Source organism: Clostridium acetireducens DSM 10703, assembly GCF_001758365.1.
GTDB lineage: Bacteria > Bacillota > Clostridia > Clostridiales > Clostridiaceae > Clostridium_C > Clostridium_C acetireducens.
The window spans coordinates 1-13,401 of record NZ_LZFO01000027.1; the positions used below are offsets into that span (position 1 = coordinate 1).

A 13,401-nucleotide genomic window follows, 5' to 3' on the forward strand; every position below is an offset into this window, starting at 1 on the left:
GTTATAATCAGTATCATGAACCATAGTGAAAACCTCCTGTATGTTTATACTCAACACCTATATCATACATGATTTTCACTATGGTTTTAATATTTTTTATCTGTTGCATTTAATTTTACAATGAACCTTTATTAAAGATTAAAAAACAGTGAAAAGTTATTGTTGACAAAAGCACTGGGGTTTGATAATATAAAATCAAAGTTGAGTAAAACACTCGGAATTAAAGGAGTGATTTAATGAAATTGTCTACAAAAGGAAGATATGGTGTTAGAGCTATGGCGGATTTAGCAATTCACTATAGTAAAGAACCTGTATCAATAAAAAGTATTAGTGAAAGACAAAATATATCTGAATATTATTTAGAGCAGATATTTTCTATTCTAAGGAAATCTAATTTAATAAAAAGTATAAGAGGTGCTCAAGGGGGATACATATTATCTAAAAAACCAGAAGAAATAACTATATTTGAAATATTAGAAGTTTTGGAAGGTCCTCTTGAAATATCTAATTGTATGAAAGATGAAGAATGTATGAATTTAAATAATTGTTTAACTAGGTCACTTTGGATAAAAATAAAGAAAAGCATTGATGAAGTTGTTAAATCTACTACATTAAAAGATTTAATATGTGATTATGAAAATTTAGATAATAAGGAGTGAAAAATAATGAATAAAAAAATATATATGGATTATTCAGCAACAACCTATACAAGAGATGAAGTTTTGCAAGATATGATTCCATACTTTACAAAGGAATTTGGAAATCCATCTTCTATGTATTCTTTATCAGATAAAACAAAAGAAGCTATAGATAAATCTAGAGAAAGAATAGCAAAAGCTATAAATGCAGATAAAAATGATATTTACTTTACTGCTGGTGGTTCTGAAGCAGATAACTGGGCTTTAAAAGGAATAGCTTTGGCTAATAAAAACAAAGGAAATCATATAATAACTACAAAAATAGAGCATCATGCTATATTAAATACTTGTGAATTCTTAAAGAAATATGGATTTGAAGTTACTTATTTACCTGTAGATGAATACGGATTTATAAATATTGATGAATTAAAAAACGCTATTAATGATAAAACTATTTTAGTTTCAATAATGTTTGCTAATAATGAAATAGGTACAATTCAACCAATTAAAGAAATAGGCAAAGTATGTAAAGAAAGAAATGTTTACTTCCATACAGATGCAGTTCAAGCTGTTACTCATGTGTCTATAGATGTAGAAGATATGAATATAGATTTATTATCTATGGCTGGACATAAATTTTATGGTCCAAAAGGAATTGGAGCATTATATATAAAAAAAGGAGTAAAAATAGAAAACCTTATTCATGGTGGAGGACAAGAAAGAGGAAAAAGAGCTAGTACGGAAAATATACCAGGAATAGTTGGAATGGGAAAAGCCATAGAATTAGCTACAAATGAAATGGAAGAAGAAAATAAAAGATTAACTAATTTAAGAGATAAACTTATGAAGGGATTAATGGAAAAGATTCCTCATGCTAAGTTAAATGGACCAAAAGGAGAAAAAAGATTGCCAGGAAACGTTAATATAAGTTTTGTAGGTGTAGAAGGAGAAACATTACTTTTAGATTTAGACTATGAAGGAATATATATATCTACTGGAAGTGCCTGTGCATCTGCATCATTAGATCCTTCCCATGTACTTTTATCTATAGGATTACCTCACGAAATTGCCCATGGGTCTCTTAGATTAACATTAGGAAAAGATACAACAGAAGAGCAAATAGATTATGCATTAAATGTTATTCCTGAAATAATAAAAAGAAGAAGAAAAATGTCACCATTATGGGAAGAATTCTTAAAAAAGGAAGGAGAAATTTAATATGATATACAGTGAAAAGGTAATGGATCATTTTAGAAATCCTAGAAATGTTGGAGAAATACAAGATGCAAGCGGAGTAGGAGAAGTTGGTAATCCTAAATGTGGAGATGTAATGAAAATTTATTTAAAAATAGAGGACAATATTATTAAAGATGTAAAATTTAAAACTTTTGGATGTGGTTCTGCTATAGCATCTTCTAGTATGGCAACAGAACTTGTAAAAGGAAAAACTTTAGAAGAAGCTTGGAAGGTAACCAATAAAGCAGTTGCAGAAGCTTTAGATGGACTTCCACCAGTTAAAATGCACTGTTCTGTTTTAGCAGAAGAAGCTATTCGTGAAGCAATAAATGATTATAGAAAATCTAAAGGATTAGATACTTGGGAAACAAAAAGTCACGAAGAAACTATTAAAGACCACTTAGAAGAAAAATAGTTAAGAAATAGGTGAATAATATGAAAGAAAAAGTTGCGGTAGGTATGAGTGGGGGAGTAGATAGTTCAGTTACTGCGTATCTTTTAAAGGAAAAAGGATATGATGTTATAGGAGTTCAAATGAAACTTTTCCAGGGAAATCCTTTAAATAAAGAAAGAGAAAGCTTAGCAGAAAGAGATGCTAAGAAAGTAGCAGACAGTTTACAAATACCTTTTTACACTATTGATTTAACAAAAAATTTCAAAAAATATGTTATAGACTATTTTATTTATGAATATTCAAAAGGTAGAACTCCTAATCCTTGTGTTATATGTAATAAACATATAAAATTTGATGCTTTTTTAAATGAATGTCAAAAACTAGGTGCAAAATATATAGCAACAGGTCATTATTCAAGAATTGAAAAAGTAGAAGATAGATACTTAGTAAGAAAAGCAGTAGATCCTAAAAAAGACCAAAGTTATGTATTATATAATTTAACTCAAAATACCTTAGAGCATACTTTAATGCCTTGTGGAGAATACTCTAAAGATGAAATAAGAGAAATTGCTAAAAAAATAGGTTTGGAAGTTCACAACAAAAAAGATAGCGAAGACATTTGTTTTATACCAGATAAAAATCATGGAGCTTTTATAAGTAAAATAAATAACAATAAAGTAAAAACAGGAAATTTCGTAGATAAATACGGAAACGTTTTAGGAAAACATAAAGGAATAGTTTATTATACTATAGGTCAAAGAAAAGGCTTAGGAATAGCTTTAGGAAAACCAGCATACGTTATAGATATTATTTCAGAAAAAAATCAAGTAGTAATTGGTGAAGAAGAAGATATATTTAAAAAAGAACTTATTGCTAAGGATGTAAATTATATATTGTTTGATAAATTAAAATCTCCTATTAAGGTTGAAGCTAAAATAAGATATTCTGCATTGCCATCAGAAGCTACTTTAATTCCTATTTCTGATAATGAAGTTAAGGTAGTGTTTAAAGATAAACAAAGAGCATTAACTAAAGGTCAATCAGTAGTATTTTATATAGAAGATATTTTAGTAGGTGGAGGAATAATAGATAAAATAATATATTAAATTAATTGTTAGATTGATAAATAAAAAATCATTAATATAATTTGCAGGCTGTACAAAAATAATAAGCAAAGCCTCATAAAGAGAGTTTGTAAATAATTTGAATGAATTTTAGGCACTCTTAGAAGAAAAAATAAAAAAACTCCGTAATTCGTCACAGGACGTGACGAGCCAATTTCCGCCCCAAGGACGGGGCATAAATTGGGTAGGAGTTTTTTTGTTTTTTCTTCTTAGAGTTCCTTAATGAAATGATTTATTTACAAACTCTCTTTATGAGGCTTTGCTTATTATTTTTGTACAGCCTGCAAATTATATTAATGATTTTTTATTTATCAATCTAACAATTAATTTAATATATTATTTTATCTATTATTCACTATTTTTTCTTGTTTTTATTAGGATAAATTTTAAATATATTGGTTAAGATAATAAGGAATTTTATTATTAAACAAATGGAGAATATTAAAAGATGTATAGAATTAAAGATTTTTCATTAATGGATGTTTTTGATTTAGATGGAAATAAAGTTGGTTTTATAAAAGATGCAGTAATAGATATTGATAATTATAATATTAAAGGTTTTTCTATATCATCTTATAATTTTTTTAAAAATAATGATAATGTTTTATTGAAAGATATAGTGTATTTTGATAATAGTATGATAATAAAAAAAATTACTAAATATAAGTCATTGGAATTTAGCAATTTAAAAGGTATGAAGGTGATAGATAGAAAAGGAAATATATTAGGAATAGTAGAAGACTTATTTTTTGATAAAAAAGAGTTTAAAATACGCGGATTAATTATATCTTCAGGAATTTTTAATGATATAAGGATGGGGAAAAGAATAATTTTAGTTAGTGATATAGTATTAAAAGATAAAAATATTTTTTATTTAAAATATATTAATAAAATAGACTTTTGGATTTTGCCACATAAATTAATAGTGGATGATGATGAATATGAAAAATTATAAATTAAAAAAAATAATTAAAATAGTAGTATATTTTTTAATAATACTATTAATGTTCTTTTTTATAAGAAAATCTGTTTTAAAAGATATTTTAAATATTGTTTTACTAGCATTTATAGTATCTTACTTGTTAAAGCCTATATATATAAAATTAATTAATAGAAATATAAAAAAAAATATAGCTGCTTTAGTTACTATTTTATTTTTTGTAACTTTTATAGTTTTATTATTTGTATATTTAATACCTATAATAATTAAAGAAAGTAATAATATAGGCATGTGTATAAATGACATGGAGAATTATATAAATGAAATATATGAAAAAATAAAACCTCTAAAAAACAATAAAGTTATATATTTATCATTGAATAATATTTATGTGAAAATTAATAATCAAATAATAAAGTTTTTTTCTACTATATTTAACAGTATATTTGATTTAGCACAAAATATAGTAAACATAATAATAGTGCCTATAGCTGCATATTATTTTTTGGTGGATAGAGATATAATATATAGCAACTTTTTGAATTTATTTCCTGTAAAAATAAAAAGCAAAGTAAATCATACATTTAAACATATTGATAAAATTTTAGGAAAATATATTATTAGTCAAATAATACTTTGTATTATAATAGGTATTTTAACTTTTGTAATTTTATATTACTTAGGTGTTAATTATCCCATATTACTTTCTATTTTAAATGCGTTTTTTAATATAATTCCTTATTTTGGACCTATATTTGGAGCTATACCATGTATAATAATAGCTTTATTGAAGTCTGTAAAAGTTGCAGTAATAACAGCTATTTGCATTTATATTATGCAACAAATAGAGGGAAATATTATTGCTCCTAAGATTACAGCAGATAGTGTAAATATGCATCCTTTAATAGTAATATTTTTAGTTATAGTAGGTGGGAAATTAGGAGGATTTTTAGGAATGGTATTAGCTATACCTTTTGGTGCTGTAATAAAAGTGATATATGAAGATGTGAATTATTATATGTTTAAATAAAAGTATGGAATTTAATAGGTGATTATGATATCTATTAAATTTCATGCTTTTGTTTAAAGATAATTATAAAATAATAGAAATAATTATTAAAAATATATTGAATAAATATACTATAAAGTGTATAATTATATACATAAAAATAAAATATATATTAAAATATAAGGATAGTACTATTTAAAATAATGCATAATTATGTATTGATAAATTTTTGGGAAGTGCAATAGAAAATTAATGATTTTGTTATTAAATTATGGTATAAAGGGAGGAAATTATATGTGTAATTTAAAAGGAAAAAGTTTTTTAACTCTAAAAGATTTTAATAAAAATGAAATAGAGTATTTATTAGATTTAGCTAAGGAGCTTAAAGAAGAAAAGTATAAAGGAAAAATAGATAAAAAGCTTAAATATAAGAATATAGCACTTTTATTTGAAAAAGAATCTTTAAGAACAAGATGTTCTTTTGAAATAGCTGCTTATGATGAAGGAGCAAATGTAACTTACATAAATTCTTCTTCAAGTCATATAGGAAAAAAAGAATCTATAAAGGATACTGCAAGAGTTTTGGGAAGGTTATATGATGGTATTGAATATAGAGGATATTCCCAAGATACAGTAGAAACTTTATCAAAGTATTCAAAAGTACCTGTTTGGAATGGGCTTACAGATGAAGATCATCCAACACAGGTGTTAGCAGATTTTCTTACTATAAAGGAACATTTAAAAAAGCCTCTTAATGAAGTGAATTTTGTTTATATAGGTGATGGAAGAAATAATGTAGCTAATGCTTTAATGATAGGAGCAAGTAAAATAGGAATGAATTTTAAAATTATTTCACCAAAATCTCTTTTCCCTAAAAAAGAATTAGCAAATGAGTGCAGAGAAAATTCAGAAAAATCAGGAGCTAAAATAATTATTACAGAAAATGTTAATGCTGTGAAGAATGCAGATATATTATATACAGATGCTTGGGTATCCATGGGAGAAAGTGAAAGTATTTGGAAAGAAAGAATAAATATGCTACTTCCTTATCAAATAAATATGAAACTTATAGAAAAATGTAAAAATAATAATGTTAAGTTTATGCATTGTCTTCCAGCTTTTCATAATTTAGAAACAAAAGTAGGAGAAGAATTGTATAAAAAATTCAAATTAAAAGAGTTAGAAGTTACAGAAGAAGTTTTTGAAAGTAAATATTCTATAGTATTTGACGAAGCAGAAAATAGAATGCATACTATAAAAGCTGTTATGGTTGCAACTCTCTATTAAATATTATATTATTAATATAGAACTTAAGACTAAATATTGACATATTATATTTTTTTAACTATAATTTTTATCAAAACCAATATTAGGACTATGAAAAAAATGAGTAAATACATTTTTGTCATAAAGAGAGGAAGTGGAAGGTGAAAACTTCTTGGCAAAAGTATTGAAGCTGTTTTGGAGTCTATTATTTTTAAGAGATATAAGTTATTACTTATATAATTAGGGTGGTACCGCGGAAATGCTTTCGTCCCTTAAATAAGGGATTGAAAGCTTTTTTTATTTGTAAATATGCTTTGATTTGTACAAAATAATAATAAATATAAAAGGAGAGATGATCATGAAAAATTTGGGATTAAATCAAATAAGAGAAGAATATTTAAATTTTTTCAAACAAAAAGATCATTTAATATTACCTAGCTTTTCATTAGTACCTAAAAATGACAAGAGTTTATTGTTAATAAATGCAGGGATGGCTCCATTAAAGCCATATTTTACAGGAATGCAAACTCCTCCTAAAAAAAGAGTAGCTACATGTCAAAAATGCATAAGAACAGGAGACATAGAAAATGTAGGTAAAACTTCTAGGCATGGAACTTTTTTTGAAATGTTAGGAAATTTCTCCTTTGGAGATTATTTTAAAAAAGAAGCAATTCCATGGGCTTGGGAGTTTGTAACAAAGATATTAGAGTTTCCTAAAGATAAACTATATGTAACTATTTATTTAGATGATGACGAAGCTTATGATATATGGATTAAAAGTACAGATATAGATCCTTCTAGAATATTTAGATTAGGAAAAGAAGATAATTTTTGGGAGCATGGACAAGGACCTTGTGGACCTTGTACTGAAATACATTATGATAGGGGAGAAGGAAAAATTTCCTCCGCGGAAGAATTTGTAAAGGCATCTGATGAAGATAGAGTAATAGAGTTTTGGAATTTAGTATTTACTCAATTTGACAAAGATGAAAATGACAATTATAATAAATTAGCTAATCCTAATATAGATACAGGTATGGGATTAGAAAGAATGGCAACTATAATACAGGGTGTAGATAGTATTTTTGAAGTAGATACTATAAAAGCCATATTAAATAAAGTAAGTGAAATTAGTGGTATAAAATATAAAGAAAATCATGAAAAAGATGTATCATTGAGAATAATTACTGACCATATAAGAAGCATAACATTTATGATAAGCGATGGAATGTTACCTTCTAATGAAGGAAGAGGCTATGTGCTAAGAAGACTTTTAAGAAGAGCTGCTAGACATGGAAAACTTTTAGGAGTAAATGGAACATTTTTATATAAAATTACTAATGTTGTTATAGAAAATTCTTATGAAAGTTATCCAGAGCTTAAAGAAAAAGAAAACTATATTAAAAAAATAATAAAATTAGAAGAAGAAAGATTTAGTGAAACTATAGATGCAGGAATGCAAATATTAAACGGATATATAGAGGAATTACAAAAAAATAATTCTAAAGTATTATCAGGAGAAAAGGCATTTAAATTATATGATACTTATGGATTTCCATTAGAATTAACAGAAGAAATATTAGAAGAAAAGAAAATTAAAGTAGATATAGAAGATTTTAACGAGGAAATGGAAAATCAAAGACAAACTGCTAGAGCAGCAAGAGAAGAAACTAACTATATGGGGATGGAAGATACTTTAGTAAATAGAATTCCTTTAGAAATTGAAACTGTATTTAATGGATATAATAATATTGAATTAAAATCAGTAATAAAGGTTATCATTAAAGATGAGAAATTTGTTTCATCTTTAGAAAAGGATGAAGAAGGTATAGTAGTTACAGAAGAAACTCCTTTTTATGCAGAAATGGGAGGTCAAATAGGAGATAAAGGATTAATTTATAATGATAATTTTAAAGCTTATGTAAAAGATTGTAAGAAAAATGTTTCAGGTAAAATTATACATTTTGTTAAGGTATTAGAAGGAAAAATAAATTTACAAGATAAAGTAACTTTAAAAATAGATAGTGTTAAAAGAGAAAAAATAAAGAAAAATCATACAGCTACACATATGCTTCATGAGGCTTTAAGAGAAGTATTAGGGGATCATGTTCATCAATCAGGTTCTTATGTAGATGAAGAAAGACTAAGATTTGATTTTAGTCATTTTGAGCCAGTAAGTGAAGAAGAGCTTAAAAAAGTTGAAAATATTATAAACGAAAATGTTTTGAAATTAATAGATGTAAAAACAAATATAATGGATGTTAAAGAAGCTTTAAATAGCGGAGCTATGGCTTTATTTGATGATAAATATAAAGATAAAGTAAGGATTGTATGTGTTGGAGATTTTAGTAAAGAATTATGTGGAGGAACTCATGTAAATAATTCTGGAGAAATAGGATTGTTTAAAATAGTTTCAGAAACAGGAGTAGCAGCGGGAATAAGAAGAATAGAAGCATTAACAGGAATAAATGCAATTAAATTTATGGAAGAAAAGGATATATTGTTAAAACAAATATGTAACACATTAAAATGCTCTGAAAGAGAAGTGCTTAGTAAATTAAATTCTCAAATAAAAGATTTAAAAAACAAGGATAAGGAAATATCAGTATTAAAGGCTAAATTAGCAAGTAATTCAGAAGATGATTTATTAAGTAATGTTGAGGAAATAAAAGGAGTAAAATTAGTAACAGGAGTATTAGAAAATGTAGATGCTAATTCACTAAGAGATTTAAGTGATAAAATAAAAAATAAAATTTCAGAAGGATTGGTTGTTTTAGCTAGTAAAAATAAAGAAAAAGTTTTATTTGTAGCTATGGCATCTAAGGAAGCAGTAAAAAAAGGAGTTCATTGTGGAAAAGTTATTAAAGAAATAGCTAAAGTAGCTGGCGGAGGTGGTGGAGGAAGACCAGACATGGCTCAAGCCGGTGGAAAATTCCCAGAAAAAGCAGATGAAGCAATAAGTAAAGTTAAAGAAATAATGGGATATTTAGTAAAATAGTATACTTTTTAATTAATATGATTTATAATGAAAATAAGTAAATGTCTTTGTATTTAAGTATTTAACTACAAATTGATAAAGTTATTATTAGGATAGTGGGGTGTAAATATAATGAATAAAGATAATACTATACAATTTGACCCTTCTCAAAATAAAAAAGATTTAACTAAAGAAATACTTACACAAGTATATGATGCTTTAATTAAAAAGGGATACAATCCTGTTAATCAATTAGTAGGTTATTTAATATCTGGAGATCCTACGTATATTACTAATTATAATGGAGCTAGAGCTTTAGTTAGAAAATTAGAACGGGATGAAATATTAGAGGAAGTACTAAAAACATACTTAGGGATAAAATAAAAAATAAAAGTGCCCTTAGGGGCATTTTTATTTTAAATAGTGCAAATAATATTTAATATAAATAAAAGGAGAATAATTTATGAGAGTACTTGGATTAGATATAGGTGATAAAACAATAGGAATAGCTATAAGTGATCCATTGGGATATATAGCACAAGGTATAACTACTATTAGAAGAACTAGTGATACAAAAGATATAGAAGAATTAAAAAGCATATGCAATGAATATAAAGTTGAAAATATAGTTGCTGGATTACCTAAGAATATGAATGGTACTTTAGGACCTCAAAGTGAAAAAGTTATTAGTTTTTGTGATTTAATTAAAGAAAATATAAATTTACCTATAATAATGTGGGATGAAAGATTGACTACAGTAGCTGCAAATAAAGCTATGTTAGAGGCGGATTTATCAAGAGCTAAGAGAAAAAAGTTAGTGGATAAAGTAGCTGCTACATATATATTGCAAGGATATCTTGATAGTATATGTAAATAAAAATATTATATAGTAAGGAGGTATTTTATGGACAATAATGCAGATTCAGTTGTATTAAGAGATGAAGAAGGAAAAGATATAGAATTTAATATAATAACTAAGCTAGATATAAAAGATAATGAGTATATAATAGTTTGCCCAAAATATGAAAATGTAGATGAAGCAATTGCACTTAAAATAGATAAAGATTCAGAAGGAAAAGATATACTTATGACAATAGAAGATGAAGAAGAATTTGATATGGTTTCTGAAGCATACGAAATTTTGTTTGCAGAAGATAGTAGTTATTAGTAAGTTTATTTATTTCATATAATAATTTTAAGTATTATTATTTTATTAAAGTGGGGTAATATAATGACTAAAATTTCAATGGATGAAATAGAAAGACTAAGAAATAGCTTAAAAGAGAAGGGATATAAGCTTACACCTCAAAGAAGAGCTATAGTAGATATAATAATAAGGAATGAGGGTAAACATCTTACTACGGAAGAGTTATATGATTTAGTAAAAAAGGAATGTCCGGAAATAGGTCTTGCTACTGTTTATAGAACACTACAGCTATTAGAGGAAATTGGTGTAGTATGTAAACTTGACTTGCATGATGGATGTAGTAGATATGAGCTTATTCATGAAGAAGAAAATCATCAGCATCATCATCTTATATGCAGTAATTGCGAAAAGGTAATAGAGGTTAGAGAAGATTTGTTAGAAAATTTAGAAAAAGATATAGAAGAAAAATATAACTTTAAAATTAGCAATCACAGTGTAAAATTTTATGGAATATGCAGTGAGTGTTTAAGTAAAATAAAAAAGTAAATTATGTAAAAAGGAGGGCAGATAATGCACAAAGAAAAAGATAAAATAAAGATCATTCCACTAGGAGGAATAAACGAGATAGGAAAAAATTTAACAGTAATTGAATATAAAAATGATATAATTATAATAGATTGCGGGCTAAAATTTCCCGATGAAGAAATGTTAGGAATAGATGTAGTAATACCTGATATAACATATCTTAAAAAGAATGTAGAAAGAATTAAAGGAATATTTTTAACCCATGGACATGAAGATCATATTGGTGCATTACCTTACGTTTTAAAAGAAATAAATGTTCCAGTATACGGTACTAAATTAACTTTAGGTATAATAGAAACTAAATTAAAAGAGCATGGATTATTAAGTTCTGTTAATCTTAATTGTGTAAATCCAAAAGAAATTATAAAATTAGAAAATCTATCTGTGGAATTTATTAGAACTAGTCATAGTATAGCTGATTCAGTAGCATTAGCAATACACACACCTTTAGGAGTAATTTTACATACTGGGGATTTTAAAATAGACTATACACCTATAGATGGATGTGTAGCAGATTTAACTAGGTTTGCAGAATTAGGAAAAAGAGGAGTATTACTAATGCTCTGCGATAGCACAAATGTTGAAAGACCGGGGTACACTATGTCTGAAAGTACTGTAGGTGAAACTTTCCAAGAAATATTTTCAAAAGCTTCTGGAAGAATAATTGTAGCTACTTTTGCTTCACATATTCATAGAATACAGCAAATTATATCTGCTGCTATTAAATATAAAAGGAAAATTGCAGTATCCGGAAGAAGCATGGAAAATATAATGGAGGTGTCTGCACAATTAGGATATATAAATGCAGAAGAAGATTTATTTATAGATATAGATTGTATAAGTAAATATCCTAATAACAAAATAGTAATTATTACTACAGGAAGTCAAGGAGAACCTATGTCAGCTCTTTCTAGAATGGCAGCTTCAGAACATAAAAAAGTTAATATTATTCATGGAGATATGGTTATAATATCAGCTACACCTATTCCTGGAAATGAAAAATTAGTATCTAAAGTAATAAATCAGCTATTTAAAAAGGGAGCTGAGGTTATATATGAGGCATTAGCAGATGTGCATGTTTCAGGTCATGCTTGCCAAGAAGAGCTAAAGTTAATGCATACTTTAGTAAGACCTAAATTTTTTATTCCTGTTCATGGAGAATATAGACATTTAAAACAACATGCAGAGTTAGCTATAAAATTAGGCATGTACAGAAATCATATTATACTTGCAAATAATGGTGATATAGTAGAAATGACAAGAGACAGTATTAGAAAAAATGGTATGGTAACTTCTGGTCAGGTTTTTGTAGATGGACTTGGAGTAGGAGATGTAGGAAATATAGTTTTAAGAGATAGGAAGCATTTATCCCAAGATGGTATATTAACAGTAGTAGTTACTATTGAAAAAGAGTCTGGAAGTGTTATAGCAGGACCGGATATAATATCTAGAGGATTTGTTTATGTAAGAGAATCAGAAGATTTAATTGAAGAATCAAGAAAATTAGTAAAAGAAGCTCTAAGAGAATGCGAAAAAAATCACGTAACTGAATGGGCTGTTATAAAATCAAACATAAAAGATGTATTAAGATTATTTTTATATGAAAAAACTAAAAGAAAACCTATGATACTTCCTATAATTATGGAAATATAAAAATGAATCTAGTAAAAGGAGGATTTTTTATGAATATTTATGATAAAGCTCATGAATTTGCAAAAGAATTAAAAAGTTGTCCTGAAGTAGTTCAATTAAGAAATGCTTCTAAAAAAATAGAAGGAAATGAAACAAATAAAAAGATGTTAGAAAATTTTAGAAAATTACAATTACAAGCTTATACAGAACAAATAGATAAAGGAATAATATCCGATGAACTTAAAGAAAAAATGCAAAATATAGCATCTATAATTTCTATGAATCCATCTGTTAACGAATATATACAAGCAGAGCAGAGATTTGCCGTAATTTGGGAAGATATAATAAAAATATTAAACGATGCTATAGGGGTTAATTTAAGTTTTGGTAAAGATAAATAATCTTCCATAAGTTGACTTTTTATGATTAGAATATTAAAATAAATATGTTAAA

Annotated in this window: 14 protein-coding genes and 1 other annotated feature; all 14 genes read left to right on the forward strand. The window is 26.3% G+C overall.

Annotated features, from left to right (window positions below; translation table 11 throughout):
* The first annotated feature begins 236 nt into the window (after nucleotides 1-236).
* The 14 genes from CLOACE_RS08500 (at nucleotide 237) to CLOACE_RS08565 (ending at nucleotide 13,349) form a co-directional block, all read left to right on the forward strand.
* A complete protein-coding gene (locus CLOACE_RS08500) occupies nucleotides 237-659 on the forward strand; it encodes an RrF2 family transcriptional regulator (protein WP_070110679.1) in 423 nt (140 codons plus the stop codon).
* A 6-nt stretch (nucleotides 660-665) separates the two neighbouring features.
* Nucleotides 666-1,856 (forward strand): cysteine desulfurase NifS, encoded by a 1,191-nt coding sequence (nifS, locus tag CLOACE_RS08505; RefSeq protein WP_070110680.1) that lies wholly within the window; start codon nucleotides 666-668, stop codon nucleotides 1,854-1,856.
* Nucleotide 1,857: 1 nt separating this feature from the next.
* Nucleotides 1,858-2,289 (forward strand): Fe-S cluster assembly scaffold protein NifU, encoded by a 432-nt coding sequence (gene nifU / locus CLOACE_RS08510; protein ID WP_070110681.1) that lies wholly within the window; start codon nucleotides 1,858-1,860, stop codon nucleotides 2,287-2,289.
* Nucleotides 2,290-2,309: 20 nt separating this feature from the next.
* Entirely contained in the window at nucleotides 2,310-3,374 is a 1,065-nt protein-coding gene (gene mnmA / locus CLOACE_RS08515) for a tRNA 2-thiouridine(34) synthase MnmA (protein ID WP_070110682.1), read from the forward strand.
* 466 nt (nucleotides 3,375-3,840) lie between these two features.
* A complete protein-coding gene (locus tag CLOACE_RS08520; RefSeq protein ID WP_070110683.1) occupies nucleotides 3,841-4,347 on the forward strand; it encodes a PRC-barrel domain-containing protein in 507 nt (168 codons plus the stop codon).
* The gene (locus CLOACE_RS08525; protein ID WP_084027600.1) at nucleotides 4,334-5,362 is read left to right on the forward strand and encodes an AI-2E family transporter; all 1,029 of its coding nucleotides are present in this window, start codon (nucleotides 4,334-4,336) and stop codon (nucleotides 5,360-5,362) included. Before CLOACE_RS08520 ends, CLOACE_RS08525 begins: the two co-directional genes overlap by 14 nt.
* Nucleotides 5,363-5,635: 273 nt before the next feature.
* Nucleotides 5,636-6,628 carry an ornithine carbamoyltransferase gene (gene argF, locus CLOACE_RS08530; protein ID WP_070110685.1) on the forward strand — a complete coding sequence of 331 codons (993 nt, stop codon included), beginning with the start codon at nucleotides 5,636-5,638 and terminating at the stop codon, nucleotides 6,626-6,628.
* A gap of 81 nt (nucleotides 6,629-6,709) precedes the next feature.
* Nucleotides 6,710-6,883, forward strand: a binding site (T-box leader).
* Nucleotides 6,884-6,965: 82 nt separating this feature from the next.
* A complete protein-coding gene (gene alaS, locus CLOACE_RS08535; RefSeq protein ID WP_070110686.1) occupies nucleotides 6,966-9,605 on the forward strand; it encodes an alanine--tRNA ligase in 2,640 nt (879 codons plus the stop codon).
* A 111-nt stretch (nucleotides 9,606-9,716) separates the two neighbouring features.
* On the forward strand, nucleotides 9,717-9,968 hold the full coding sequence (locus CLOACE_RS08540) for an IreB family regulatory phosphoprotein (protein WP_070110687.1): 252 nt from the start codon (nucleotides 9,717-9,719) through the stop codon (nucleotides 9,966-9,968).
* Between the two features lie 79 nt (nucleotides 9,969-10,047).
* Nucleotides 10,048-10,461 (forward strand): Holliday junction resolvase RuvX, encoded by a 414-nt coding sequence (gene ruvX, locus CLOACE_RS08545; protein ID WP_070110688.1) that lies wholly within the window; start codon nucleotides 10,048-10,050, stop codon nucleotides 10,459-10,461.
* Nucleotides 10,462-10,488: 27 nt separating this feature from the next.
* Nucleotides 10,489-10,752, forward strand: coding sequence for a DUF1292 domain-containing protein (locus tag CLOACE_RS08550; RefSeq protein ID WP_070110689.1), 264 nt, complete (start codon nucleotides 10,489-10,491; stop codon nucleotides 10,750-10,752).
* A gap of 63 nt (nucleotides 10,753-10,815) precedes the next feature.
* A complete protein-coding gene (locus CLOACE_RS08555; RefSeq protein WP_070110690.1) occupies nucleotides 10,816-11,277 on the forward strand; it encodes a Fur family transcriptional regulator in 462 nt (153 codons plus the stop codon).
* Nucleotides 11,278-11,301: 24 nt separating this feature from the next.
* Nucleotides 11,302-12,969, forward strand: coding sequence for a ribonuclease J (locus CLOACE_RS08560; RefSeq protein ID WP_070110691.1), 1,668 nt, complete (start codon nucleotides 11,302-11,304; stop codon nucleotides 12,967-12,969).
* A gap of 29 nt (nucleotides 12,970-12,998) precedes the next feature.
* A complete protein-coding gene (locus CLOACE_RS08565; RefSeq protein WP_070110692.1) occupies nucleotides 12,999-13,349 on the forward strand; it encodes a YlbF/YmcA family competence regulator in 351 nt (116 codons plus the stop codon).
* The last annotated feature ends 52 nt before the right edge of the window (nucleotides 13,350-13,401 follow it).